23 protein-coding genes and 1 pseudogene are annotated in these 26,437 nt (G+C 66.4%); 15 read left to right on the top strand and 9 right to left on the bottom strand.

Annotated features, from left to right (window positions below; all coding sequences use genetic code 11):
* Positions 1–44 precede the first annotated feature (44 nt).
* The 6 genes and pseudogenes from ACNQVK_RS28275 (at position 45) to ACNQVK_RS28250 (ending at position 4,712) form a co-directional block, all read left to right on the top strand.
* Positions 45–790: pseudogene (locus ACNQVK_RS28275) on the top strand (glycosyltransferase).
* Complete coding sequence (locus ACNQVK_RS28270) at positions 787–1,740, top strand: acyl-CoA dehydrogenase (protein WP_418032174.1); 954 nt, start codon at positions 787–789, stop codon at positions 1,738–1,740. The pseudogene ACNQVK_RS28275 and the gene ACNQVK_RS28270 overlap by 4 nt, the downstream one beginning before the upstream one ends.
* Positions 1,737–2,516, top strand: coding sequence for a PIG-L deacetylase family protein (locus ACNQVK_RS28265; RefSeq protein ID WP_418032173.1), 780 nt, complete (start codon positions 1,737–1,739; stop codon positions 2,514–2,516). Before ACNQVK_RS28270 ends, ACNQVK_RS28265 begins: the two co-directional genes overlap by 4 nt.
* Positions 2,513–3,151, top strand: a complete 639-nt coding sequence (locus ACNQVK_RS28260) for an SAM-dependent methyltransferase (RefSeq protein WP_418032172.1) — start codon at positions 2,513–2,515, stop codon at positions 3,149–3,151. The genes ACNQVK_RS28265 and ACNQVK_RS28260 overlap by 4 nt, the downstream gene beginning before the upstream one ends.
* 139 nt (positions 3,152–3,290) lie before the next feature.
* Positions 3,291–3,464, top strand: a complete 174-nt coding sequence (locus ACNQVK_RS28255) for a CsbD family protein (protein WP_418032171.1) — start codon at positions 3,291–3,293, stop codon at positions 3,462–3,464.
* Positions 3,465–3,515: 51 nt separating this feature from the next.
* On the top strand, positions 3,516–4,712 hold the full coding sequence (locus ACNQVK_RS28250; protein ID WP_418032170.1) for an AI-2E family transporter: 1,197 nt from the start codon (positions 3,516–3,518) through the stop codon (positions 4,710–4,712).
* 39 nt (positions 4,713–4,751) lie between these two features.
* On the opposite strand, the gene ACNQVK_RS28245 is transcribed toward ACNQVK_RS28250, so the two are convergent.
* A complete protein-coding gene (locus ACNQVK_RS28245) occupies positions 4,752–5,414 on the bottom strand; it encodes a GtrA family protein (RefSeq protein ID WP_418032169.1) in 663 nt (220 codons plus the stop codon).
* 72 nt (positions 5,415–5,486) lie between these two features.
* On the opposite strand from ACNQVK_RS28245, the gene ACNQVK_RS28240 reads away from it, so the two are divergent.
* Positions 5,487–6,737: a 5-(carboxyamino)imidazole ribonucleotide synthase gene (locus tag ACNQVK_RS28240; RefSeq protein WP_418032168.1), complete on the top strand. Its 1,251-nt coding sequence runs from the start codon at positions 5,487–5,489 to the stop codon at positions 6,735–6,737.
* Positions 6,724–7,236, top strand: coding sequence for a 5-(carboxyamino)imidazole ribonucleotide mutase (gene purE / locus ACNQVK_RS28235; RefSeq protein ID WP_407939412.1), 513 nt, complete (start codon positions 6,724–6,726; stop codon positions 7,234–7,236). Before ACNQVK_RS28240 ends, purE begins: the two co-directional genes overlap by 14 nt.
* A gap of 1 nt (position 7,237) precedes the next feature.
* Here the strand turns inward: purE and ACNQVK_RS28230 are convergent, their stop codons facing one another.
* A complete protein-coding gene (locus ACNQVK_RS28230) occupies positions 7,238–7,894 on the bottom strand; it encodes a TetR/AcrR family transcriptional regulator (RefSeq protein WP_418032167.1) in 657 nt (218 codons plus the stop codon).
* Positions 7,895–8,021: 127 nt separating this feature from the next.
* Between ACNQVK_RS28230 and ACNQVK_RS28225 the strand changes: the two genes are divergently transcribed.
* Positions 8,022–9,191 carry an acyl-CoA dehydrogenase gene (locus tag ACNQVK_RS28225; protein ID WP_044516655.1) on the top strand — a complete coding sequence of 390 codons (1,170 nt, stop codon included), beginning with the start codon at positions 8,022–8,024 and terminating at the stop codon, positions 9,189–9,191.
* 99 nt (positions 9,192–9,290) lie between these two features.
* On the opposite strand, the gene ACNQVK_RS28220 is transcribed toward ACNQVK_RS28225, so the two are convergent.
* Positions 9,291–10,445, bottom strand: coding sequence for an alkane 1-monooxygenase (locus ACNQVK_RS28220; RefSeq protein WP_418032166.1), 1,155 nt, complete (start codon positions 10,443–10,445; stop codon positions 9,291–9,293).
* 270 nt (positions 10,446–10,715) lie between these two features.
* Here ACNQVK_RS28220 and ACNQVK_RS28215 point away from each other — a divergent pair, with 270 nt between their 5' ends.
* Positions 10,716–12,542: a hypothetical protein gene (locus tag ACNQVK_RS28215; RefSeq protein WP_418032165.1), complete on the top strand. Its 1,827-nt coding sequence runs from the start codon at positions 10,716–10,718 to the stop codon at positions 12,540–12,542.
* A gap of 20 nt (positions 12,543–12,562) precedes the next feature.
* Here ACNQVK_RS28215 and ACNQVK_RS28210 read toward each other — a convergent pair whose 3' ends face one another.
* The 4 genes from ACNQVK_RS28210 to ACNQVK_RS28195 are packed head-to-tail and all read right to left on the bottom strand — an operon-like array spanning position 12,563 to position 17,068.
* Entirely contained in the window at positions 12,563–14,092 is a 1,530-nt protein-coding gene (locus ACNQVK_RS28210; RefSeq protein ID WP_418032164.1) for a lipopolysaccharide biosynthesis protein, read from the bottom strand.
* The gene (locus ACNQVK_RS28205; protein ID WP_418032163.1) at positions 14,089–15,168 is read right to left on the bottom strand and encodes a GNAT family N-acetyltransferase; all 1,080 of its coding nucleotides are present in this window, start codon (positions 15,166–15,168) and stop codon (positions 14,089–14,091) included. Before ACNQVK_RS28205 ends, ACNQVK_RS28210 begins: the two co-directional genes overlap by 4 nt.
* Positions 15,165–15,992, bottom strand: a complete 828-nt coding sequence (locus ACNQVK_RS28200; protein ID WP_418032162.1) for a JmjC domain-containing protein — start codon at positions 15,990–15,992, stop codon at positions 15,165–15,167. Before ACNQVK_RS28200 ends, ACNQVK_RS28205 begins: the two co-directional genes overlap by 4 nt.
* 2 nt (positions 15,993–15,994) lie before the next feature.
* Complete coding sequence (locus ACNQVK_RS28195; RefSeq protein ID WP_418032161.1) at positions 15,995–17,068, bottom strand: GNAT family N-acetyltransferase; 1,074 nt, start codon at positions 17,066–17,068, stop codon at positions 15,995–15,997.
* A gap of 353 nt (positions 17,069–17,421) precedes the next feature.
* Here ACNQVK_RS28195 and ACNQVK_RS28190 point away from each other — a divergent pair, with 353 nt between their 5' ends.
* A complete protein-coding gene (locus ACNQVK_RS28190) occupies positions 17,422–18,900 on the top strand; it encodes a sugar transferase (RefSeq protein WP_418032160.1) in 1,479 nt (492 codons plus the stop codon).
* 18 nt (positions 18,901–18,918) lie between these two features.
* Here the strand turns inward: ACNQVK_RS28190 and ACNQVK_RS28185 are convergent, their stop codons facing one another.
* A complete protein-coding gene (locus ACNQVK_RS28185; protein ID WP_418032159.1) occupies positions 18,919–20,178 on the bottom strand; it encodes a glycosyltransferase in 1,260 nt (419 codons plus the stop codon).
* Between the two features lie 201 nt (positions 20,179–20,379).
* Here ACNQVK_RS28185 and ACNQVK_RS28180 point away from each other — a divergent pair, with 201 nt between their 5' ends.
* Genes ACNQVK_RS28180 through ACNQVK_RS28165 form a run of 4 tightly spaced genes read left to right on the top strand, consistent with a single transcriptional unit; the run spans position 20,380 to position 25,412 of the window.
* Positions 20,380–21,090 carry a hypothetical protein gene (locus tag ACNQVK_RS28180; RefSeq protein ID WP_418032158.1) on the top strand — a complete coding sequence of 237 codons (711 nt, stop codon included), beginning with the start codon at positions 20,380–20,382 and terminating at the stop codon, positions 21,088–21,090.
* Entirely contained in the window at positions 21,087–23,117 is a 2,031-nt protein-coding gene (locus ACNQVK_RS28175) for an O-antigen ligase family protein (RefSeq protein WP_418032157.1), read from the top strand. Before ACNQVK_RS28180 ends, ACNQVK_RS28175 begins: the two co-directional genes overlap by 4 nt.
* Entirely contained in the window at positions 23,107–24,390 is a 1,284-nt protein-coding gene (locus ACNQVK_RS28170; RefSeq protein WP_418032156.1) for a hypothetical protein, read from the top strand. Before ACNQVK_RS28175 ends, ACNQVK_RS28170 begins: the two co-directional genes overlap by 11 nt.
* Positions 24,387–25,412, top strand: a complete 1,026-nt coding sequence (locus ACNQVK_RS28165) for a glycosyltransferase (RefSeq protein WP_418032155.1) — start codon at positions 24,387–24,389, stop codon at positions 25,410–25,412. The genes ACNQVK_RS28170 and ACNQVK_RS28165 overlap by 4 nt, the downstream gene beginning before the upstream one ends.
* Here the strand turns inward: ACNQVK_RS28165 and ACNQVK_RS28160 are convergent.
* Positions 25,382–26,338: a hypothetical protein gene (locus ACNQVK_RS28160; protein WP_418032154.1), complete on the bottom strand. Its 957-nt coding sequence runs from the start codon at positions 26,336–26,338 to the stop codon at positions 25,382–25,384. The genes ACNQVK_RS28165 and ACNQVK_RS28160 overlap by 31 nt on opposite strands.
* Positions 26,339–26,437 lie beyond the last annotated feature (99 nt).

Below are 26,437 nucleotides of genomic sequence, written 5' to 3'. Positions count from 1 at the left end.
CCCGGGCGGGTGTGAAACCCGGTCAAAACGGCTATCTGTCAGGCATGACCGCACGGGTGCAACCGGTGACCGCCTTCGATCAGGCAGTCGTCGTCATTCCGGCCCACAACGAAGCGGCTCTGCTGCCGCGCTGTCTGCGTGCGGTGACCACGGCCGCGGCCTGCTGCCCGATCCCGGTTCTGACCGTCGTCGTCCTGGACGCTTGTGACGACGGCAGCGCCGAGCTGGCGGGCGAGTTCGGTCACGACCTCCACTTCGTCAGCGTGGAGGCGGGCAACGTCGGCGCGAGCCGAGCCGCCGGTTTCGCCTATGCACGCTCGCTGTGCAATCACGTCGACGACTCCCGCGCCTGGTACGCCACCACCGACGCCGACAGCCAGGTGGACCCCGACTGGCTGCTTCGGCAGACCGCGTCGGCGGCTGCCATGGTGCTGGGCGTGGTGCGGGTGGCGGACTGGCGGCATCACCCCGTCGCGCTGGCCAGGCGCTACCTGCGTTCCTACGAGTCGAGTGCGCGGGATCCCAAGGACCACAACCACATCCATGGCGCCAATATGGGTTTTCGTGCCGATGCGTACTGGACGCTCGGGGGTTTCCGCCCCCTGGCCACCGGGGAGGATGTCGAACTGGTCGAAAGGTTCGAGACCGCCGGCTACCGGATAGAACGGGACTCGACGCTGTCGGTGACCACGTCAGCGCGCCGGAACGGCCGGGCGCCGGCGGCTTCGCGAGCTACCTCCGTGATATGTCGCGGTCGGTATTTCGTTCGGCCGAAAAGGATCCCGCATGACGGCCGGTCTGGTTCGGAGCTGGCTGGAGTCCGGCCGGTTGGACCTGCCACTGCCGGGTTCCGGTGCAACGGCGCGGCGTTGGCAACGGCTTGCGGAGCTGACGGAGATCGACGTCGTCGCCGGGCGCCTGGCAGAAGCCCACGTCGACGCCGTCGCGATCCTCGACGAGCTGGGTGCCAAACCGCCTGCGCCAGGCGAGCTGTGGGGGGTGTGGGCCGCCGAAGATCCAGATGCGGTACTCAATGCGCACACCACCGGAGACAGCGAAACAGAAGCGGTCAGGCTGTCGGGCACCAAAGCGTGGTGCTCGGGAGCGGGCTTGTGCACACACGCGCTGGTGACGGCCCGCCGCGGCGACGGCCAACGCGCGCTGTACGCAGTGGCGACGAGCAGCGACAGGGTGCGCCCGTTGCCCAGCACCTGGAGGAATCCCGGCATGGCGGCCAGCGATACCCGCTCGGTCCAATTCAGCAGCGCGCACGCGACGCCGGTCGGCAGTCCCGGTGACTATCTGGATCGCCCCGGATTCTGGCACGGTGCGATCGGCGTCGCGGCGTGTTGGGTCGGTGCTGCCCGCGCGGTCGCCGTGCCCCTGTACGACCGTGTCGCCCGCGGAGCTGCTGATGCACACGCGCTGGCCCACCTCGGGGCCGTCGACGCCGCGATCGCGGCGGCCGACGCGATGCTGGCCGCGGCGGCCGAGGCGACCGACGCTGACCCTTTCGACCGGTCCGGGTCCGGCCAGCTGCTGGCCCGGCGAACCCGCGCCGTCGCCGAAACCGCTGTCGATACGGCGATCACCCGGACTGGCCGCGCCCTCGGGCCCGCGCCGCTGTGCCAGGACGCCCAACACGCACGTCGCGTCGCGGATCTGACGATCTACGTGCGGCAGAGCCACGCCGAGCGTGACCTCGCCGCGCTGGGAAAGCTGGCAGGGGAGCACCGATGACAGCCGCAGAGCACGCTGAACTGTGCGGCAACGAAGCGCGCTTCGGGGCACGGCCACTGAGCTGTGGTGGCACTCCGGGTCATGCCTGGACGACCTGGAGCCGCTCCTTCGGCGAGCTGGACCTCGCGGCATGTCCCGCGCTGGTGGTGGTCGCGCCGCATCCCGACGACGAGACCCTTGGCTTCGGGGCGACCATGGCGCTGTTGGCGGAGCGGGGTATCGATGTCCGGGTGGTGTCTGTCAGTGACGGCGGTGCCGCCCAGGAGGCTCACACCCCGCTCGAACGTATTCGACTGGAACGCATCAGAAGCGCCGAGTTGAGAAAAGCCACAAGGATTCTCGGTGTGAGGGAGCCGATCAGCCTCGCATTGCCCGACGGTGAACTCGCCGGCCACCAAGATGCGCTTGCCGATCTGCTGACCGGGATACTCGAGGCGTGCCCGCCGGGCACCTGGTGTGTGACGACCTGGCGCGGCGACGGGCACCCCGATCACGAAGCGGTTGGACGAGCAGCTGCCACCGCTGTGCACCGTACCGAGGCGGTTCTGTTGGAGTACCCGGTCTGGATGTGGCACTGGGCCACACCCGGAGACTCCGCAGTGCCCTGGGATCGGGCGCTCATGGTGCCGTTGACGGCTTCCGCCGTGGGCCGCAAACAAGCTGCCGCGCAATGCTTCCGTAGCCAGTTCCTCCCGCCGGCACCGGGGGCGTGCCCCGTGCTGCCACCGTTCGTGTTGCCTCGGCTGCTCGCGGTCGGGGAGATGGTGTTCCGGTGACGGAGCGCCTACCCGACTCGTACTTCGACCGCATGTACGCGAATTCGGCCGACCCATGGCGACTGGCCACCCGCTGGTACGAGCAACGCAAGTACGCGATCACGCTGTCGATGCTGCCGCAGCGGCGGTATCGGCATGCCTTCGAGCCGGGTTGCTCGATCGGTACTCTCACGGCGTTGCTCACCGAGCGCTGCGATCACGTCACCGCGATGGATGTGGCGGGCGCCGCGCTGGATATCGCCGACGTGCGACTGCGTGCCGACAGCGGCCGCGATGAGCTGCGGGATCGTGTCACCCTGGCGCGTGGCTCTCTCGACGATCCCTGGCCGCCAGGACCTTTCGACCTACTGGTGCTCTCCGAAGTGGCGTATTACCTGGAGGAGCGGTTGCTGGCCGAGCTGCTCCGCCGCGAGTGTCCGCAGTTGGCCCGCGGTGCGACCGTGATCGCGGCACACTGGCGCCACGACGTGGCCGACTACCCGCTCAGCGGTGACGAGGCCAACAGGGTCATCGCGGCGACGCCGGGGCTCATTTCGCTCGGCTGCTACCGCGACCGCGATGTTGTCATCGAGGTTTTCGATACCCATGACGCAGCATCTGTTGCCGCGCGCGATGGTGTTCCGGGTGCCGGCTGACCGAGGCTCCCACGGACGGTTAGGCATCGTCGGGATGGGTATCCGATGGTTGGCAGCCGTGGCCGAACATCGTTCCCACGCCGAGTCATTCCCAGGTCGCGAACCGCGGCTTGGTAGCACCCAGATCGGGAGGAAGCGCATGAGCGCCGTCGACAAGGCCAAGAACAAGGTCGAGGAGTTGGCTGGGAAGGCCAAGGAAAAGGTCGGGGAGGCAACCGGAGACAAGGACACCCAGACCGCGGGACAAAAGGATCAGGCCAAGGGCAACCTCAAGCAGGCCGGCGAGAAGGTCAAGGACGCCTTCAAGGACTGACGGAATATTGCGGGACTGAGCGCGCACTTCGCCAAGGTGCTGGAGGTTCCGATGCTTGAACCTGAAAACGATTCGTCACCAACGGCTGTGGGTCCGGCGGCGCACAACAACGCCGTCGGTCAACCCCATACCGAGGCCGAAGGTCAGGCGATCATCGCCGCAGAGGAGGACGCGGCGCGGATCAGCTCAACCGCCCATCCGTTGGGCGAGGCGGGTCCCAGGTTCAACCGCAAGTCGCCATTCATGATCGGCGTTCTCGCCGCGGCAGGGGTGGCCGTCACCTACGGCGGGATCCAGTTGCTGATCACCGCCCGGGGGGTTCTGGTCCTCTTCGTCATCGCCGCATTTCTCGCGGTCGGTCTCGAACCCGCCGTGTCCTGGTTGGTGCGACACCGCATTCCTCGCTGGGCAGCTGTGACCCTGGTCTTTCTGGTGGCTTTCGGCATGCTCGCGGGGTTCCTGGCGGCCGCGATCCCGCCGATGGTCGCGCAGGGCAGCGCACTCGTCCACAACAGCCCGGCCTACCTGCACCACCTTCAGCAGCGTTACCCCGCCATCGACCAGCTCGACAGTCGATTCCACCTCCAGGACAAGCTCCGGGAGGCGCTCGGAGGAGGAAACGTTCCCAACATCGTCGGGGGGATCGTCGGTGCCGGGGAATTCGTGTTCAGTGCCGTAAGCGGAGCGATGATCGTGCTGGTGCTCACCGCCTACTTCCTCGCCAACTTCGCCCGGATCCGCGCGTCGCTCTATCGGCTGGCACCCAATTCCCGGCGTCCGCGCACCATCCTGATCGGCGATGAAATTCTCGCCAAGGTAGGCGGATACGTACTGGGAAACATCCTGATCTCGGTGATCACCGCAGTCCTCACCTTCATCTGGCTGATCGCCTTCGGGGTGCCCTACCCGCTGCTGCTCGCCGTGCTGGTCGCGGTGCTGGACCTGATCCCGATTGTCGGATCGACGATCGCCGGCATCGTCGTGGCGTTGGTTGCTTTGACGGTGTCGGTACCCGTTTCACTCGCCACAGTGGTGTTCTTCATCGCTCTGCGACTCGTCGAGGACTATTTGCTGGTGCCACGGATCATCGGACGGACCGTCCAGGTGCCGCCCCTGGTGACCGTTGTCGCTGTACTGCTCGGTGGGGCGCTGCTCGGCATCGTAGGTGCATTACTTGCAATTCCGATCGCCGCGGCCATCTTGCTCCTGGCGCGGGAAACACTCTTTCCGCAGCTCGACCGTCGCTGAACCGGCGCATCGTTTCGTGTTGGGGTCACCCCCGCCGTGTCACGAAGTCTTGGACACCCTGGGGTCCGAAGGGTCGCCGAGCTGACGCGCCTTCGCGCGTCGGCTCGGCCGTCGTAGCGGCGTCACGTTGGCGGCCTTGCGCTCGGCGTGATCCTCGAAAGCCTCGGCGAAGCCGCCGCCGGTGAGCGTGGACTCGAGAGCCAGATCGGGCTTGTCGGTGAACTCGTCGGGGAACACCCAGCGGCGGAACGCCCAGAACCGGAACGCCATCTGCAGCAGATTGCCGAGGACGTAGGCCGAGATGAAGTCGGCGATGTTCTCGACTGTGAGCGAGACCTCGGGAACCCGGAGCCCCAGCACATAGCTGGAGAAGTACAGCGGCAGCATCGACAGCATCACACCCACGCCGCTGAACGCGAAGAACAGCAGGGCCTCGTGGTGGCGCTCGCGGCCGCCGCGGTTCTGGAAGCTCCATTCCCGGTTGAGAATGTAGGAGGCGATGACCGCGACGATGCCGGCGATGATCTTGGCGGTGACCGGCTTGGGCTCCAGCACCGTGAGTTTGAGGGTGTAGAAGATCGCCGAATCGATGACAAACGTCGTCGCGCCGACGATCGCGAACTTGATCAGTTCGTGATGCCGCTCGGCGTAAGGACGGACGAATCGCGGCAATCGAGCGATTGTCGCATCGGCGAAGGACACAGCTAGGCAGTGTACGTAAATGCGCCGTCCGATGCCGCATCGCTGCGGATGCCGTACCTTAACCGCAGGTCAATGAGTCGGTCACGACGAGGACATGAATCCGCGCATGACACCATAGAGGGCGTGCCGACAACTCCCAAGAAACCTCCTGTGGTGGCGATGATCGGTGGCGGCCAGCTCGCGAGGATGACGCACCAGGCGGCCATCGCGCTCGGGCAGACCCTGCGGGTGCTGTCCGCCGGGCCGGACGAATCCGCCGCGCAGGTCACTCCCGACGTCGTCATCGGCTCCCACACCGACCTGGACGCGCTGCGCCGGGCCGCGGACGGGGCGACGGCGTTGACGTTCGACCACGAGCACGTGCCCACCGAGCACCTGGAGACGCTCGTGGCCGAAGGGGTCACGGTCAACCCGCCACCGCAGGCGCTGGTGCATGCCCAGGACAAGCTGCTGATGCGCCGCAAGCTGCACAGCCTGGGTGCCCCGGTACCGCGCTTCGCCGAGATCACCTCGGTGGCCGACGTCGAGGAATTCGTGCGGCAGATCGACGGCCCCGTGGTGATCAAGACCGTGCGCGGTGGGTACGACGGCAAGGGCGTCGTGATGGCCGACGACCTCGACTCCGCACGCGAGGTGGTGGCCGGCTACCTGGCCGACGGGGTGGCGGTGATGGCGGAGGAGCGCGTCGCGATGCGCCGGGAGCTCGCCGCGCTGGTGGCCCGCTCGCCGTTCGGGCAGGGCGCGGCGTGGCCGGTGGTGGAAACCGTGCAGCGCGACGGCATCTGCGTCGAGGTGTACGCCCCGGCGCCCGGACTGTCCGACGAACTCGGCTCGGCCGCACAGGAACTCGGCCTGCGGCTGGCCAACGAGCTGGGCGTGGTCGGGGTGCTCGCGGTTGAGCTGTTCGAGACGGTCGATGGCAAGCTGCTGGTCAACGAGCTGGCCATGCGTCCGCACAACTCCGGGCACTGGACCATGGACGGCGCGGTCACCAGCCAGTTCGAGCAGCATCTGCGGGCGGTCCTGGACTACCCGCTCGGCGACACCTCGGCCATCGCACCCGCTGCCGTGATGGCCAACGTGCTCGGGGCGCCGCAGACCCCGACGATGTCGATGGACGAGAGGATGCACCACCTCTTCGCGCGGATCCCCGACGCGAAGGTGCACCTGTACGGCAAGGGTGAACGGTCCGGACGCAAACTCGGGCACGTCAACATCATCGGCACGGACATGGACGAACTTCGCGAGCGTGCGGTGCGGGCAGCGCACTGGTTGTCACACGGCGAGTGGACCGACGGATGGGATGAACATGCCGGGAACTAACGCCAGGGTCGGCCTGATCATGGGCAGCGACAGCGACTGGTCGGTGATGTCCGATGCGGCCACCGCGCTCGCCGAGTTCGAGGTGCCGTTCGAGGTCGGTGTGGTCTCCGCGCACCGCACCCCGCAGCGCATGCTCGACTACGCCAAGACCGCGGCGGACCGGGGTATCGAGGTGATCATCGCCGGAGCGGGAGGCGCCGCACATCTGCCCGGCATGGTGGCGTCGGCCACGCCGCTTCCGGTCATCGGAGTTCCGGTACCACTGGCCCGGTTGGACGGCATGGACTCCCTGCTGTCCATCGTGCAGATGCCCGCCGGGGTGCCGGTGGCCACGGTTTCCATCGGCGGAGCACGTAACGCGGGCCTGCTGGCCGTGCGGATCCTCGGTTCATCCGATACCGCGCTGCGGGACCGGATGGTGAGATTCCAGGCAGACCTGGAAACCATGGTGTTGAAGAAGGATGCGGCTCTGCGCGATCGCCTGTTGGGCGAAGGCTGAGTCAATCGCCGATCAGCTCGCGAATGCGGGGGGTCAGCGACTCGATCGGTTCGTCGGTCGACATCACCACAACCGCGGTGCGGCCACTGCCGCCCCGGTAGATCGGCCATGTCGCGGCCAGGGCCTCGGCCAGGTCCGACCGTGGGTTGGTCACGTCGCCGCGCAGCCACCGGCGCAGAACATGGTTGTGTGCCACGACCACGGCATTGGCGAATAGTTCGGCGCGCAGGTCCGCCGTCCGATCCTCGGTCGGCGCGGTCCGCAGGTGTTTGGTGAACAGCCGGACATACCGCGACGTCACGGCTGTTTCGAAGTCTCGGAGGGCAGGTACGGAGCGGGTGAGCCGATACCGCGTCCGCGCACGCTCACCCTCGGCGAGGTAGTTCTCGAACACCGACGTCGTTGCCACCGCGATGACCTCGGCGGGAAGCGTTTCGGCCGGCACCGCCGACAACCTCTCGTCGGCGCGGCGCAGCAGTGCCTCGTGATCGGGAAAGATCAACGCCTCTTTCGATCCGAACTGACGAAACGCGGTGGTGCGTCCGACCCCCGCGCGTGCCGCGATGTCATCGACGCTGGTGGCTTCGTACCCGCGTTCTTCGAACAGTTCGAATGCCGCGCTCACCAGACGCTCACGAGTGCTTGGCAGGTCGGGCATGGTGCACCTTCCGTGGGACTGAGTGCCGATGCTATGGTACTGAGTACCAAAAGTAGCAGGGCGATGTACTCGATGTGCAGTCCGCGCAACGATTGATCCAAGAGAGCCGAGAGCTAGGGAGAAGATCATGGCTGGCTGGGGCGGTAACCCATCTTTCGATTTGTTTCAGTTGCCTGAGGAGCACCAGGAGCTTCGGGCGGCGATCCGGGCGCTGGCGGAGAAGGAAATCGCCCCGCACGCTGCCGACGTCGACGAGAACGCCCGGTTTCCGGAAGAAGCTCTGCAGGCACTGAACGCCTCGGGTTTCAACGCGGTTCACGTCCCCGAGGAGTACGGCGGCCAGGGTGCCGACTCCGTCGCGGCCTGCATCGTGATCGAGGAAGTGGCCCGGGTGGACTGCTCGGCCTCGCTGATCCCCGCGGTCAACAAGCTGGGCACGATGGGCCTGATCCTGCGCGGCTCCGACGAGCTGAAGAAGCAGGTGCTGCCGTCGCTGGCATCCGGCGAGGCGATGGCCTCCTACGCGCTGTCCGAGCGTGAGGCCGGCTCGGATGCGGCGGGCATGCGTACCCGCGCCAAGGCCGACGGTGATGACTGGATCCTCAACGGCACCAAGTGCTGGATCACCAACGGCGGCAAGTCGACCTGGTACACCGTGATGGCGGTGACCGATCCGGACAAGGGCGCCAACGGCATTTCGGCGTTCGTCGTGCACAAGGATGACGAGGGCTTCAGCGTCGGCCCCAAGGAACGCAAGCTCGGCATCAAGGGCAGCCCGACCACCGAGCTGTACTTCGAGAACTGCCGCATCCCGGGCGACCGGATCATCGGTGAGCCCGGCACCGGTTTCAAGACCGCGTTGGCCACCCTGGACCACACTCGCCCGACGATCGGTGCGCAGGCGGTCGGTGTCGCCCAGGGCGCTCTGGACGCGGCGATCGCTTACACCAAGGACCGCAAGCAGTTCGGTACCGCCATCGCCGATTTCCAGGCTGTGCAGTTCATGCTGGCCGACATGGCGATGAAGTTGGAGGCTGCGCGCCTGATGGTCTACCACGCCGCGGCGCGCGCCGAGCGTGGCGAGACCAACCTCGGGTTCATCTCGGCGGCGAGCAAGTGCTTCGCCTCCGATGTGGCCATGGAGGTCACCACCGACGCGGTGCAGCTGTTCGGCGGCGCGGGCTACACCGTGGACTTCCCGGTCGAGCGGATGATGCGTGACGCCAAGATCACTCAGATCTACGAGGGCACCAACCAGATTCAGCGCGTGGTCATGAGCCGCGCCCTGCTCAAATAGTTTTCGGCGAGTAGTCCCGCGCAGGCGGGATTCTCCCGGGGCGAAACCCTCCAAGTTCCGAGGAATTTGGGGGGTTTCGCGTCTGGTTGGGTATCGCGATCAGGCGGGTTGGTCAGGCTGCGGACCCGCGAGGGCGTAGCGGCGGATGGTTCGTTCCCGGCTGCGGGGGTGCAGGCCGGCCAACCGAATGTCGCCGTAGTGCGCGGCGACGCGAGGGTCCATCACGCGCCGCCACATGGGTGGTATCAGCGCGAGCACGATCATCGTGGCATAGCCGAAGGGTAGTTGCGGCGCTTGTTCGTTGTGCCGCAACGTTTGATAGCGGCGCATCGGGTTGGCGTGATGGTCGGAATGGCGCTGCAGGTGGTAGAGAAATGCATTGGCGACGATCGTGTTGCTGTTCCAGCTGTGCAACGGGTTCACGGGCTCGTAGCGACCATCGGGTAGCGTTCGCCGCTTGAGTCCGTAGTGCTCGACGTAGTTGACACTTTCCAGCACACAGATACCTATCACGGCCTGCCCGGCAAGCCACGGGAAAACGGTGGGACCGAACCAGACCGCGAGGCCGGCGGCCGTCGCCAGGCACAGCAGCCAACCTCTCAGGATCGTGTTCTCAAGGCAGTAGGCCGATTTATCCCTGCGCGCCAAGCGTTTCCGCTCGTAAACCCAGGCGAAGTGGATCCCGCCGAACACTGATCGAGGAACGAATCGGTAGTAGTTCTGACCCATTCGAGAAGTAGTGGTGTCCTCGGGTGTGGCAACGCGAATGTGGTGACCGTGCTGGTGTTCGACGATGAAGTGCGCGTAGCCGGTCTGCACGAGTGCGAGCGTTGCCAATCGACGTTCGGTGCGGCTGCGCTTATGACTCAGCTCGTGCGCGGTGTTGATTGCTATGCCGCCGACGATGCCCACCGTCACCATCAATCCCAGTTTGTCGACGACGGTCATCGCTACCCAGCCGCCGCCGGCCCAGAGCCAGCAGGCAAAGATCAACGCCAGATACTGGTTCGGCAGAAACCAGTAGGTGGCCCAGCGGTAGAACCGATCGTGCTCGATGCGTTCAAGGATGTCCTCGGGCAGGTCCTTCGAGTTGGAGCCGACGAGGCGGTCGAGAAGCGGGATGACGCCGAAGGTAACCGCCGGTCCGGTCCACCAGAACGCGCTCAGGCCGGTCGTTCCCACCAGGATCCACGACAGCGGAATCATTCCGGGCACCGTCGCACCGAGCAGCCACACATGCCGCGGCGCCGGCATGGGGGGAGTTTCTCCGCGACGTGACGACACTGTTGAGTCCATCCGAAAATTTGCGAAAGCGCGAACGCTACGTGAGATTACGTTGCCGCGCTGGTGTTTTCGGCGAATATTGACTGAGATGAAAATCATGTTCCCAGCCGGGCCGCCGCGCTTGCGGTAAAGCTAGGCGAACTATATGTTCCTTGCGATCAATCGGCTGCGCCAATAGGGGAAAAGTTGCCAATGGAGATCTCTGCCCGTTCCTATCTGACGGCTGGTATGGCACTCACAATGGCCGGCACCCTGGCGCTGGCACCAGCTGTGGAGCCTGTCGGGAAACGGGATGCTTCATTGCCGATCGTCTCGGTGCCGGATATTCAGCTCAGCGCCGCCATCGATCCGGCGGATGTCCAAGCGCTGATCGCCAACCTCCAAGCGACACTCGACAACGTCACGCAGACGGTCGCGGCAGCGTCTCTGGCGCCGGGGAATTCACTCGTCGACGTGCTGACGCGCGCCAACGCCGTGAACGGCGAGCTGTGGAACGGCTTGGTCAACGCCACCGACTCCGACCAGCTGCGCGCACTGCTCGGCGCGCTCGGCGCCGTGTCGACCCACAACTTCGGCGAACTCATCAAAACTGTCGGCGCGCTGAACGTGGATATCGCGGTGCTGCCCCCGCAGATCTCCGCGACCATCGGCTACGCGGTGACCGGCTCGCTGACCGCGGCACTCGGGGCCATCACCAACCTGATCAACCAACCGCTGGCGGCATCCAGTTACACCGGGCTGGCCAGCTCGGCACTGCAACAAGTGATTTCGGTGGGCCAGGGGGTCCTGCAGACCGTGGACTGGACCGGGCAGGCGGTCGTCAACGCGTCCAATTCTCTTGTGGACGGACTATGGCAGCAGGTGCCGGGGGCGTTGTACGGGCTGAGTGACGTGCTGTACCAGGCCGCCGAACAGTCGGACAGTGCCGTCGTCGACGCTGTCATCGCCGCGGTTCAGGGATTGGCGATCGCGCCCGCCGCCGCAGCCTCCAACGCCGCCTTGGGACTGGCTTCCAGTCTCGTCAATGGCGGTGGTGAGGCATTCAACACGGTGATGAAGGGTGGCGCCTGGGTGCTGGCGTACCCGATCTATGCGGTACAGGACGCGTTGAAGACGCTCGGAGACAAGCCAATGGATCCGGCCTCCTACACCACGGCGCTGGCGCAGCTCATCGGTGGCGGGTTCAACGTCGGCAACAAACTCGTCACCGTCGGTGCCGATCTGATCAGGGTGCCGGTCGGAATTGCCGCCGACCTGAACGACATTGTCGCCAACACGATCGTGGATCTGTCCGACGCCGCCGGGGAGATGGCGACCGCCATCCTCGGCGCTGCCGGCCTTCCCGCTGAGGCGGCGGCCCTGCCCAAGGCGCTGACCACCGAGGTCACCACGGCGGTCCGTGCCACGCAGAGTTTCGTCGACACCAACCTGATCTCGCCCGTCGAGGGACTGGTCGACGGGGTTGAACACGGGTCGCTCGATTTCTCGGCCGCCCTCCAGAAGGCGATCAACAAGGCGCTGGGCGCGACTGGCCTGCCGGATACGAATACCCGCACCGAGTGGGGCTACCACCCGTTCTCCACGGCCGTCGAGGACAAGGCCGCCGATTCAGCGTCGAAAGCGGCTCCTGCAGGCGCGGTTTCGTTGAATCTCGGAACCAAGCAGGAATCGGTGACCAAGCAGGAATCGGTGACCAAGCAGGAATCGGTGACCAAGCCGGAATCGGTGACCAAGCCGGGGGATGTCGAGCAAGCCCCCGCTGAACCGGGATCCTCGGATACGAACAGCACCGGCTCTGCCACTGAGGCCGACGCAGGCGACAAGGGGACCCGGAGTTCCGCGCCAAAGGCGCGGCACAGGCTCGGTGCCTCCGAACGTGGCGTGTCGGTGGATACCCTGCTCAAGCAAGAGCGGGAAGCCAAGCGGGCAAAGGTTCGTGAGCGTCTGAACACCGGCGTACGGGATGCCGACGGCACGCATGGCGCAGTGAAGAGCGACCGCGGAACCGGTACGACGAAGAAGGCCGCCGGCGCCAAGGGCGGTGCCGCCCGCGATACGGCTGCCTGATTCCGGTACGGGGGTGCCGGTCACGTCCTGGCCAGGGCGTGGCGGGCCACCACCACGATCTCGCCGATTGCGTCGCGCCCACCAACCAGCAATCCGACGACGGCACCGACGAGGCCGGCCGTGACGATGGCAACCAGGGAAATAACTCCACTGTCCATCAACAGTCGCACGGGCAGCGCCAACACGACGATGCCCGCTGTTGCGCACGCTGCCGGTCGCATCGCGGACAAGCCCTCGGAGACCGATGTTTTGGTCAGCCGGCATCCGATCACGAGGCGGAACGCGCTGTAGAGCACGGTGAAGGTGAGGTGCACGGCAGCCACTGCGGCGATACCGTGCGAGCAGGCGACGATGAACCCACCGACCAGAAGAAAAGTGAGCGGGATGTTGACGGCCAGCAGGAGTCCGGGCCGACCGACCGCCGGAAAGATGTCACCGGACGCGTAGCCGATCGATTCGAGCCCCATCGTCAGGCTCAGAATCGCCAACGGCGCGGCGATCGGCAGCCATTGGGATCCGAGTAGCGCGATGACGACGTCGCGGGAGCACAGTGCCAGCAGCGTGCCCACAGTGAAGCCGAACAGGCTCGACAGCCGCAGCACTCGCAGCATTGTGGCGCCCAGGTCGGTGCTGATGTCGCTGCGCGCCTTCGAGTAGACCGCGAAGGCGACGCTCGAGAGCACCCAGTACGCACCGCCGAGGATCATCTCCGGAATGCGGTAGGACAAGTTGTAGTACCCCAGCTGGGTGGGGCCGAGTTGATTGCCGACCACGAGATAGTCCGCGTTCAGGCCGATTTCGGCGAAGACTTTGAGCGTGGTGACCGCGAGGCCGAACTGGAGCAGGGTCGAGACGGCGCTGCGGTCGAGCTGTAGGCGAGGTCGGAACGGGACGAGGATCCAGTTCAGCGCCGAGCCGCTGAATTCGCTGGCCAGAACTCCGGCGACGATCGCCCAGGCGCCAAAGCCGGTGAGGGCCAGAGGGATCGAGACCACGGCCCGGGCGATGCCACGACTGATGTCGACCGCTGCCCGGCGACGATAACGCAGATCCCGTTTGAGCATGGCGTCGTGGATCTGGGATATTCCGCGTAAGAGCAGGAACAGGAACAGCGCCCGGTAAACCCACTCCTGCTGGGGCGTGTGGAAGAACGCGCACAGCCACGGTGCGGCCAGCCACCCTGCGGTCGTCAGGATGATGCAGATGCCGAGATTCAGGGTGAACGCCGTATTCAGCCGTGACGACGAAACCCCCTTCTCCTGCTCGTAGATGATGGCCGCGCCGATCCCGAGGTCAAGGATGATCTCGAGGTAGGCGATCACGCTGAGACCGGCGGCCACCACACCGAAGTCTTCGGGGACCAGCAGCTTGGCCAGCAACAGTGTGGTTATGAAGACCACGATCCGGGTGAATCCGAAACCCAGCCCGGACCACACCACGCTCTTGATGGCTGTGCGGCCGAGGTCTTTTGCCGCGGCATCGTCCTGCCGGTCGACGGCGGGCGAGTCGTGCCCGGATGGGTCCGGGCGATTTGCGGATGCGGCCGTCACGGTCGGCAGACCCGCCGACGGTGGCGGCGCACCAGGGTGCGCTCGATGCCGGTGGCGAGCACCCGCAGCGTCGGGCGCACCGCACGGACTCGCGTGTCTTGACTCACCGTGTCCGCGAGGTGGTCCTTCCAGCCCTGATCGCCGCGCAGGAAGTCGACCGTGTAAAACCCTTCGGACGCAGCCTCGGTGAGCACCCAGTCGCGCAGCACCGACCCGGCCGATTGCAGAATCTCGGGCTGCAGACCACTGGAGTAGAGGTAGGCGGTTGAGCGCCAGGACAGCACGTACATCAGGGCCGCGTCGACGTCACCAACCTTCAGGCGGGCGATTCGGGCCGCGCCCGCCCCACTCATCGCGCGCGCGGCGATCCGGTGGAAGCCGCGCCGGTCCGGGGTGGCGAACACCGTGGACCGGTCGCCGAACCGTGACCGATGCAGTGACATCAGGGCATCGAGCAGCCCCGGCACCTGGTCGGGGTCGGAGACCCACTCCAAGGTGCCGCCTTGCTGTTCGATGAGCCGTAGGGTCCGCCGCAACCGCTTCCGGGACCATTTTCCGAAGGGAAGTCCTTCGCCGACAGCGACTTTCCGCGATCTGATCGGGACTGCTTCGTCGGGGCGTACGACGAAACGCGGCAGACGCAGCGCGGTACGCAGCGCGGGGGACAGCGGGCTGCCTTCGGCCAGCGCATCGAAGTCGAGCGCATCCCAATCGCACCTGCCGGCCACGTGCGTGGCGATGTGCTGTGCCACCTCATGCCTGTCCTCGGGTGCGGCCACGATGTCCAGGTGGTCGGGGGTGAACCAGTGCCACCCGGCGACACCGAGCGTCCTGAGGCCGTCCTGCACGGTGGTTTCGACCGGCAGCAGCCCGATGATGGCGTCCCCGCGTCGGCATACGAGCGCTTCGGCCGAGGCGATCAGGGACGGGAACTCGGCCATCGCGCCATACCACTGATGGGACAGAAACGGTGTGCTGACGGCACCCCGGTCCTGCAATGCGGTCCAGGCTGACGCCAGCGCACTGTCATTCAGCCGCATGCGATCCACCGACAAGCTGGGTACGGGTGTTCTCATGTCCGCCACTGCATTGCGCGAACATGTATCCGTGCGGCCAGCGATTTGGCGCGGTCGACGCGCTCCGCGGCACCGGGTGGCCGGGGGCGCAGGCCCAGCTTGCGCAGCCGGGCATTGAGGTAGACCACATCGTCGTGGATGTCGCTGCGATCGGTACGGAACGTTACCGAGAATGAGATCGACGGCTCGTCGGACACTTCGACGAAGTGCGGGCTGTTCGGGGGGACGTAGACCCCGTCACCGGGGCGAAGATGGAATGTCGTCTGGCCAACGGGCAGGAAGGGCAGATAGCGGTCAACGCCGAACTGGCGTGCCTCCAATTCTCGTTGTCGGGTATCGCCGTCGGGCCAGCACCCGATCGTGATCTCCTTCGAGCCGTGCAGCTGCAGCAGGAAGTTCTCTTCGGAGTCGTAATGTGAGGGCGTCACCGAATGCCTCGCCGACACGAAGACGAACCCCTGCTGATTGTGTGGTGCCAGGTGGGCGTCGCCGGTATCTGGCACCCCGGATAGACAGTCCAGGAGTAACTCCCGGTACCGCGGATCCTGTTCGACGTTCTTGATCGCCATCCAGGTGCCCTGGAAGTCCGGTGACCGCAGAATGTCGGCCGGGGCGGATTCGGCCCGCAATGTCGGGGCACCGTGGTGCAGCGTGGGCAGCGCGCCATAGTTGTGTTCGACGGAATGGGCAGGCAGTTGCTCAGTCAGTCGGGCCAGCGACTCGGTGGTCATCTGGTCGTGATCGAGCAGGTTGTGGCGGATCAGGAACGGGGCACGGTCGGCGTGCCCGCGCCATTGGTCGGGATCGACCTCCAGGATCGCCATGGTCAATCCTCCTTCCGCTGATGTCGCTGCGACGACGCGCGTGCGAGGAAATCCGTTGGTGCTCTGAGCGGCCCGGGTAATGCGACGAGCAGCGTCGCGAAACCGCGCCGTGCTGTCCACAGCTGGTTGATCGTCTCGTTTCTCGGGTCGGCGCACGAGTCGAGCACCGTCGCCGCGGGGGCATCACGAAGCCCCGCGGTGACGGCGAGCATCAGTTGGCGACCGGGTGAGCTTGCGCCGAAACGCTCGTCGAATGCGATCTTGAACCAGTACCAGTGGTCGCCGGTTCGCATTGTGCACAACATCGCGACTGTGCGCTCGCCCGATTCCAGTGAGATGAATCCGATGCGGTCCTCGACGGCCGGGCCGTCGCACATTTCGCGGAAGAATCCCTCGTCGCCGCATGCCAGCGCGTCTCCGCGGGCGCCCTTCCAACCCGAGGCCTCCAGCTTGAGGAACGTCGTCACCGTGGTCGGGTCGGGCCGGCGGTGGACAAGCGCAAGGGGGCTACCCAGCTCCGTCTCGAGTTTCCGTCGCGTGCGGCGCAGATCCTTGAGGTGCTTGCCGCGCAACGCAATCGGCTCCGGGTCGGCCGCCCTGGCGATGGCTCGCTCGAATGCCCGGTCGACATGCACGCGGGTACCGTGCGCGTCGGCGGCCGCGGTGAGCGCCGCGTGCACCGGACCGCCGACAACGCAATCGCGCAGCACGAGCACGCGGCCGGGGTGCGATCGCGACAGCGCGCCGAGCAAGTCGCCGGCCGCGGCGACGGGATCCGTGCGGTCGAGCAACGGCGCGCCGAGGTAGCTGTACCGGTGCTGCCAGGTTTGGATAGCGCGGACTGGCAACCGATTCCAGTATCGACCCCGCCACACCGGTAGGCATGCCATGAGACGTTGCTCGGTGCCGACCGCGGCGATTGTCAACGAGGGCGGCCGCGTGAGGTGACGTGTGGCGGCGAGGAACGGCCCGGCCTCATGGCACGGATTCGGCTCGGCGGATCGCGCTGCCAGGTCGCGCCACGCGTCGACGAATCGAGGGGTGACGTCATCGACGGTGAGCAATCGGCCAAGCATCAGGGCAAAGATACCGTGCGATGCGCGTCGGCAACGGCTGATGATCCCGCCCACCCGAGCCGTAGCGAAAGATGCGCGTGCCTTCAATTTCAGCAAGCCGGTCGATCAATGAAGTGATCTTGGTCACGGTGCGGATTGAGGGCTGATGGAGCCGAAAAACCTGGTGTATAAATTGCCTGGTTCCATAACAGCAAATAGAAAGCGCGCCAACGTCTATGGCAGCAGGCTCGCCGTCTGAATCTCCCGAAATGGGGGCAACGGCAGGTGTTGGTGCCATCGGGGTTGACTGCGACGGCTTTGCTGGTGAGCAAAGTTCCCATTGCTCGGAGCAGACCCTCCCTGAGGTCGATGCCGTGGATCGCCTGCTGTCCGGGGCGGAGGTGGGTGACGCCGAAGGGCGGCAGTGGAAGCGGCGCTATCGGTCGAGGCTGGTCGTCCTCGATGCGGTTGTCATCGTCGGAGCGATTGCACTGGCTCAATACGGTCGATTCCGGCTGCTCGCGGCCGACGGACCCCAGGCCGGCACCGACTCGGCAAGGGCCCTGGTGCTTTCTGTGCTCCTTGCCGTCGTATGGTTCGCCGCCCTCGGCTGGCAGGAATCGCGGGATGTCTCACTGGCCGGGGTTGGCAGCGAGGAGTACCGGCGCGTTGTGTCGGCCACCGCCTGGGTTTTCGGTTTCGTCGCGGTCGGCAGTCTGATCCTTCAAACACAGGTGTCGCGCGGGTACCTGATGATCGCGTTGCCGGTGGGGTTGATCGGCCTGATAGTTGGTCGGCACCTGCTTCGCCGAGATCTGGGACGGCGAAGGGCGCACGGGCAGTTCATGACTCGTGTCGTCGCCCTGGGTAGGCCCGATTCTGTCGCGGTGCTGTGCGAGTCACTGTGCCGGTCGACACCGGCCGGCTACAAGATAGTCGGTGTCTGCATCCCGGGTTTCACCGGTGAGGCCGGGCAGTTTCTCGCCACGCCGGCCGGTGCACTACCCGTGCTCGGTGACGAGAACTCAGTGGAGGTCGCACTTCAACTGACCGGTGCTGACGCCCTGGCCGTCACCGCTGTCGAACGCCTCGGTCAGGACAAGATGCGCAAGCTTGCCTGGCGGTTGGATTCGCTCGGGGTCGACATGATCGTCGTCCCGGGCATGACCGACATCGCCGGTCCACGACTCAAACTGCGGCCGATCGACAACCTGCCGTTGTTTCACATCGCCCGACCTCGGCGCGACGGTCCGTCGTCCGCCGGGAAGCGGGCATTCGATCTTGCCTTTGCGCTGCTGGTGCTACCGCTGTTGCTGCCCGTCATGATCGGCGCGGCCATTGCCATCAAGGTGGATTCAGGTGGCCCGATCCTCTTCCGTCAGCTGCGGGTTGGCAGGCACGGCAAGACGTTTCGTATCTGCAAGTTCCGGACGATGGTGGTTGGAGCGGATGCTGTCAGCGGCGACGGGCAGACCGCGGTGCCGGCGCAGGGCGGGGTGTTCTTCAAGTCCCGGTCCGATTCCCGGGTGACTCGGGTCGGCCGCTTCCTACGGGCGGTCAGCATCGACGAGTTGCCCCAACTGTTCAACGTGTTCGCGGGATCTATGAGCATTGTGGGGCCACGACCGCTGGTGCCCGGTGAAGGCGAGTCGGTCGAGCACTTCGTACAACGCCGGGCACTGGTGAAACCCGGCATGACTGGTCTTTGGCAGGTCTCCGGACGGTCGGACGTGTCGGACGAGGAGCGGATCAGGCTCGACCATTCCTACGTCGACAATTGGTCGAGTGTGCAGGATCTGATCATCATCTGGCGAACGATGCGGGCGGTCATCAAACGTGAAGGCGCGTATTGACGTAGCGTGGCCGGATCTTCACCTCAATCCGAATGCCTTGTCATAACAGTCGAATACGGCGGCGCGCGAGTAGCTCCTGACGAAATGCTCGTGGGCCGCCACCGACAGCGCGACGTTGCGTCGCGCATTGGTGAGTTCGAGCAGTTGTTCGGCCATCTCCAGCTGATCGTCGGCGACCAGGATGCCCGCGTCCTCGCCGGTGGCGACACCGTCGGCGCCGACTGTGGTCGAGATGATCGGAAGACCGCGGCCCAACGCCTCGATGATCTTCAACTTGATGCCTGATCCGAATCTCAGCGGATTGACCAGTGCCGCTGCGCGGCTCAACACCGCGTCGAGGTCCGGTATGAAGCCCTCCAGGATCACGCTGTCGCCGTGGCGGGCGACTGCGTCGATCAGACCGGGGCGCGGGTCTCTGCCGATCACGCGCAGCGTGGCGTCCGGGCGGGCGGAACGCACCCGCGGCCACACATCGGACAGGAACGAGCGCAGTCCGTCGTCGTTGTGAGGCAGGGAGAGGAGGCCGAGGAAGACAAACTCCGGGCGGCCGCAATACGCCCGGGACACCGACGGTGCGACGATGAGCGGCGGGATCGACGACACCCTGCCAGGATTTGTGTCGAGGCGGTTTCGGAGAAGCTGGGCTTCGGCCTCGTTCAGCAGCAGAGATGTGCTGAAACGGGTGGCATCGCGATGCTCGCTGCGGCGCACCAGGTTTCGCTCGATCGTGAGCAACAGCCGCTGTCCAGATCTGCCTGCGGCGAGCGGCCGCAGCGGCCGCGGCACATGCGTCGCAAAGTTGCCCAGCGGATCGATGTCGACACCCGGGTATCGATCGGCGGCTCCAAGCATCGATCGGTACCGCTCGGAAAACAGGTCGTCGAGGTAGCAGACCTGGGCGCCTCGGCGATCGGTGGGCGCATGCTGCGCCATCCGGATGGTGTCGTACACCTCGAGGTCCGGGTCGAGATGTGCCAGCGTTCGCCGTATCGTCGTGCGGACTGTCCGGCTGCCCAGGAGGGACTCCTGAATGCTGGCTCTCCCGGTGGCAGTTCTGGTCAGGACGCCACCGACGGCGGACACCGGGTGCGGCCGCGGCAGCGGGTGCAGCTGGACGGGAAAGGTGGAGCCGGCCTTTCCACCGACCATCAGGTAGTGAACGTTGGTGGCGCCCAACCGGTCGGCGAAGTAGTCGTTGAATCCGGCGAGAACCACCTTTTTTCCGGCATTGGTGGGGTACGGATCGACGGCGCTGACAATCGCGGCCGACTTCGGCATCGGGGTTCCGTTCGTCGGCGGCGTCGTGATCGACGACCGGTGCCTGCTGATAGCGCCAATACAGTGACACAGCATAGTAGTGAGGTCGGCTATGCACTAGAGTGCACCTGCACACCGGATCGGAGTGCAGATGACCTGATTCTGGGCCGGGCACCTCGTCCAGATGCCGTGTGGCAGCTCCGATGTCGAGGATGAACCGCTGTGGACAGAACGCGACTGGCACGTATGTGGGTGGTTGCGACCCTGCTGGCGATGATCGGCCTGCTGGCCGGTGTGCTGGCAGCGGTGGTGCTGACCGGCCGGGAACCGTCGCGATATACGGCCGAGGCGACCCTCGCCATGCTGCCCTCCCAGCAAGTGCCCGTGACCCAGGCTCCTGGATTCTGGGAGGTGCTCAGTCGGGGACAGGCGACCCGCTCGGCGGCGATCGTGCTGGCCGATCCAAAGTGGCTGATCAGCGGAAGCGCAGCGGCCGGTGTGCCGGAATCCGAGCTCCAACTCGAGGCGGGAGCGATCCCGGACACCACCTTGATCACGGTGCGGATGTCGGCCAACTCCGCGGCTGTCGCAGAGACCGCGATGAACAAGGTGTTGGCCGATTCCCTTGTCCCAGCGGCCAGCGCGACAGGTCCGTTCCGGCTCGAGGTGGTGTCGGCCCCGGATGGCAGTGCCAAGTCCGCAGCGCCCGCCCGAACGCAGATGTTCGGTGCGTTGGGGATAGCGGGACTGCTGGTCGGCGGTGGCGCCGGCCTACTGGTGAGCCGGTGGGCGCCGCGCCGGCCGGTGTGGATGGCGGATCGACGACACGCAGTGGTCGACGGAGGCGCAGCGGTCGGCTCGGGTACGGCCGACGGTAGCGACGAGATGGACGACGAGACAGAAACTTCGGTGGTCGAAACTCCGGGCAGATGATCACCGGGTCGCCGGCTCCGGCCGCGTTCCGGTACGTCCCGGGCGCCTTGATCGTCGTCGGAGTGGTCGCGGCGGGTGCGGCCGTTTTCGGGGTGAGGGCGACAGCCATTGTCGTCGGTGTGCCGCTCGCGGCCGCAGCGGCCTGGTATGCGATCCAGCGGCCCGCGGTGATGGTGAGCGCCATGGTGGCCATAGAGATGACCAACCTCGCCGGGGTGGTCGCCGAGCAGGTCGACCTCCCGGTGTTCCATGCCTCACTGGGGCTGGGCATGGTGACGGTGGCGCTCGCGTTGTGCGATCAGGAGATGCGGAACCGGCTCAACAAGGGCACGGCGGTATGCGCCGGCCTGGTCGCCGTCTACCTCGTCACCGAGGTGCTGTCCGCCCTCGGCAGCCAGGACGGCGCCGCGTCGATCGCCGTCCTGAAATCCAGCCTGATCGACTGCGTCTTTCTGATGGTGGTGCTGCTGCTGGTACAGATGACCGAGAGCTGGTGGCCGGTCGCGGCCGCGGTTGTCGTTCCGCTGGCGGTGATTTCGGTGCTGACTGTGATCAGTCAGATCTGGTTCCAGGGCTCGGTGTCGTTCGGCGGGTTCGCCACAGTGACCGCGGCGGGCGGGGAGTTGGTCACCACCCAGCGGTTCGGCGGTCCCTTACCGGACTCGAACTTCTGGGGCCGCCACTTGGTGCTGGGGCTGCCTATGGCTGCGGCGCTGTGCATCCGGGCGGGCCGGGCCGGAGCATGGCGCCCGTTGACCGGATGGTCGGCGGCGCTGCTCGCGCTGCTCGCGGGGGTGTATCTGACACAGTCGCGCGGGTCCATGATCGCGGCCGGCGTCGCGCTTCTCGTGTGGGTGCTGGCCAGCGGTCCCACGGTCCGGCGGCGCGGGCTGATGGCCGTGCCGTTCTTGGCGCTCATCGCGTTCCTCCCCGGCATCGGGAACCGGTTGGTCGCGTTGGCCGGCGATGTGTTGGGGGCCGGATCGAACTACGTCGTAGACCCGTCGGTGCTCGGCCGGATCGCGGCGCAGGAAGTGGCGTGGGCAATGTTCTGGGACAGGCCGGTTTTCGGGTTCGGACCCGGGCTGTACCCGCTGGAGACGCGAAATTACGCGGGCATTGTCGACACCGCGGTGCTCGAACCCACCGATGCGGCGCACAACCTGTACGCACAGGCTGCCGCGGAGACCGGCATCGTCGGTCTGATCGGCTGGATCGTTCTGGTGGTGGGCTTCGCCGCCTGCGTCGGCATCAGGGCGGTGGGCGTGGCAGCACCGTCTCGGCGCACGGATCAGGCTCTGGCGGCCGCGGTTCTGGCGTCGATCGTCGGCTGGTCGGTGGCCAGTGTGTTCCTGCACCTCGCGTACTTCCGGACGTTCGCGGTAGTCCTCGCCGTGGCTGGTGCGCTCGGCTCGGCCCGAGGTGCCCGAGCCGGCCCAGCCGTTCAGGCGAGATCGTCGCTCATCAGGGCAACCGCCGGGGCGTCCATTGTGGGCGTCGCCGTCGCCGGGCTGGTTCTCGCGGTCGCACCGACCCACAGCTACGCGACCGCCGGCCAGCGGATCACGATTGTGCCGACCCCTCAGATGAAGGACTACTACGGCTACGCATTCGATATCCGGACGAGGGCCGCGGTACTCCCCACGTATGCGGCGATGATCGCTCGCGGCGACCACTCGATGTCGGCCGTCGCCGACAGGGTCCGCGGTGTCATCAAGGTCAGCGTCACGCGCCCCGATCCGCAAGCGGCACGCGCCGACCTCGATGCGGCGCTGATCCGGGCCCGTACGAATCTGGCAGACCTGCGGGCGAACTCGTGGTACACGCTCAATCCGGTCGGCGGAGTCGTGGAGAGCAGCGGGGACATCCGTCCGACGGCCTGGACTGCGGGCGCGGCCATCGCCGGTGCGCTGGCGGCGGTGGTCGCACTGCTGGTGATGAGATGCTCGACCCGGATACCCCGGAACTGGCGTGCGTTCGGTAACGATCGGCAGGCGGCTGCGACGGGAGAATCCGTTGACCACTGAGCGAGCACTGGGCAGTCGGCTGCCCAGGGCGATGACGGACCCCGGGGTCTGGGTGCTCTCGGTGCTCGGCATCGTGTTGTTGGCCACCAATTCCGGGTTCGCGCAGGCGCCGGTCGATGATGCGCTGGATTACCGCCGAATCGCCGAGGCCGCGCCCCACCTGCCGGTCAAACCGATCGCTTCCGCGTTCACCGCACGGTTCGCAATTCACTACATCGTCGGACAGCTGCACGTGGCGACCGGACTGAATCTGGACGTGGCTTACAACCTCGTGTTCGCCGTGTTGCTGGCTGTCCTGCTGGTAGCGGTCCATCTGTTGTTCCGGGGCTTGCCGATCGGTGAGTTCTCTTTGGTGGCAGCACTGTTCGTGTTCAACCCGTACGCTTTCCGGCCGTACCTGTTGCAGACCGAGACGTTGCAGGACCTGGTGTTCGTATTTGGGGTCGCGGTCTGCCTGCTCGGCCTGCGCAGCCGCTCGACGGCTGCCGTCATCCTCGGCCTCGCCATTGCGGTCCTGGGGCGCCAGACCGCGATTCTGGTGGCGCCTGTCGCTGCGGGGTGGCTGCTGAACGAATCTCATTGGCGCACAATCCCCGGCGGGCGCCGGCCTTGGGGGCAGGCAATCGCGGCACTCGCCGTCACGGTGTTGCTCTTCGTGGCTGTCAGGACCTGGTCGGCACGCTTCTCGATTCAGTTCGAGCCCACGGTTCTGCATGACACCGTGCTCAACCTTCTCGGCGGAATGCCGGACACCGCGGTGGAACTCGCGGCCCATTTCGCCCGCACGCTGATCCCGCTGATGGTGCCCCTGGCGGCATTCGCCACGCTGTGTGGCGTTCTCGGGTGGCGCAGGGTGCCATTCGGTGCTTGGGCTGCGCTGGCAATGTGCGTGGCCATCGCCGCCCAACCGGCGATGACGGATCCGAGATTCCCCGGCTTCGCGTTCAACGAGCAACGACTCGCGGCATTGGCGTTGTTGCCGCTGGTCTACGCCGTCGCTGTTCTCCTCGATCGGACGGATCGGTGCAAGGACAATCGGTGGGTGCCGCCGCTGCTGGTCGCCCTGCTCGCCGTCGGCTCCCTCCATCACGAGTTCTCCTCGATCGGCCCGCAATCGCTGGCGCAGTTCCTCGCCGTCCAGTTCATCGTGGCGATAGTGGTGAGCGGGCTGCTGATCGCCGATCGCCGGCCTGCCGGCGGCGCGCGCACCACGGTCCACCAGGATCGCAACCCGTTGCCGAATCTGGCCCAAGGCATCGGAAATGTTCCATGACAGCGACATTCGCCACCACCCTCGACTATGGGGACCCGCGCTGGCGGCAGCGGTCGCGCCTGATCGCCGCGCTCCCCAGGAACCACCGGCTCATCGACGAGTTGCGTCAGTTCGTGCGGGTGCTGCGGGGGTTGCGGGGGGAGCCCCTCGTCCTGATCGACTCGTCGACAGGTCGGTTCCAGCCCGACTTCCTGGCGGCCGCGGTGCTGGGGTTGTGCGTCCCGCGCCGCCGGAGGCCGGCCGTCGTCATGTACGGCGATCTGTGGCAACCAGATGGGGGAGTGCGTGGCCGGATCGAGCGATTCCTGGTGCGGTGCGCCGACCGAACCGTTGTCCGTTACGCCGCGTTGTCGACGGACGAGATCGAGGTGTTCCCGCAGACGTGGGGTGTCGGTGCCGGCAAGGTGCGGTTCACGCCTTACTTCGCGACACTGACCGCGCAGGACCTCGCCGGCCCTGCACCGCCCCTTGGGGACTACGTGTTCGCCGGCGGCAACTCGCATCGCGATTACGCCGCGCTACTGCGGGCCGCGCGGCTGTTGCCCGAGCACACGTTCGTCATTGCGACGCATCTGCTGCAGGGCTGCGAGCTGCCGCCGAACGTGACAGCCGCACCCGTGCCGCATGCGGAATTCGTTCGGCTGCTGCGCGGTGCACATACCGTGGTGGTGCCGCTGGCCGCGGGGCTTCGACGATCTACCGGCCATCAGACCTATCTCAATGCGATGGCGTTGGGGAAACCCACCATCGTCACCGGCACACTCGGTGTCGCCGACCATGTTCGTGCCGGCGAGACCGCATTGGTAGTGCCCGGGACGGCCGAATCGTATGCGACTGCGATCTCCTGGGTGTTCGACCCGGCCAACGCCGCAGCAGTCACGGCTCTCGGTGCGGCGGCGGCAAGCGATGTCGCCGCCCGATTCACCTTTGCCGATCACGTCCGGGCGTTGCTGGCGGTAGTCGACGAGGCCGCCGCGTCGCCGGACCGATCTCAGGGGGCCAGGACTTGGAGACGGCGGTAGGGGATACCGGGCAGATCGTCGTAGTCCCAACGCAGTCCGGCCTGCTCGTAGACGCTGCCGATCGAACCGCCTGCGGCCGGGTCCATTTCGAAGCTCACGCTCAGCGGAACCGCGCCGCTGTCGACGATGTAGCCGCCGTAGACCTGCAGCGCGCGCGCGACCGCATGCACCGCCGGTGCCAGCTTGAGGCTGCCGATATCGACCGCGGGATCCAGGCGGACCCGGGCGCCCTCGGGAATGCAGTCCTCGTTCGCGGCGGTTCCGTCGGTTTTGATGGCAGGGGCGCGGAACACCCCGGCGCAGGTGTTGTCGGTCTGCAGGGCCAGTGCGTGCGGGATCGACCCGGCGGCGATCTCGGCGAGCCGGATCACCCCGCCCAGCCGGGACGCGCCCGCGGCGGTGCTGTTGCCACCCCACCCCGAGCCGTCGAGGTCGTTGATCGCACCCCAACTGGCGCTCCACTTTCCGGCAGTCGATTCGGCCTGCCAGAACTCATAGGACCGTCGGGTGGTTTCGTCGACGACGACCATCGCGCCGTCGGACCCCGGGCTCGGACGGGCCCCGGCCGGGATGGGTATGTCCGTACCGGCGAACGGGCAGGGACCCCAGCCCGTGGTCCTGCACGTCACCGAATAGCGTGGTGATGACGCAGATGCGGGGTAGACGGGCACGCCGAACTCGACGAGGTTCGCATACATCGCGTCGTCGCGGGCGATCCTGGCGACCATCGCATCGCTGTTGCGATCCACCGCCGCATTCGCCGGAATCGGTGTCCGGAACGGGCCCGCGTCGAACGCAGGTGCCTCGGCTCGCGTCGTAGCGGTTGTCCCGGTGACGACGGCGATCAGCGCGCCGACGATAGCCAGTGCGGCACGCGCGCGGTTGCCGAAGACTGTCGGTGGGTGCGGCGAAATCTGTCGGGCCACAGTGTTTGTCCTTCCGGCGGGCGGTTGGCGCGCTGCGCAACGGTATCGTGATGCGCGACGGGATATCGGGCGGGAGGGTTGTCGGAAGATTGCTGACGA

This window comes from Mycobacterium sp. 134 (assembly GCF_048282715.1).
Taxonomy (GTDB): Bacteria; Actinomycetota; Actinomycetes; order Mycobacteriales; family Mycobacteriaceae; genus Mycobacterium; species Mycobacterium septicum.
Note: the sequence above shows the minus strand (reverse complement) of the source record. Positions and strands in the feature narration are given on the sequence as shown.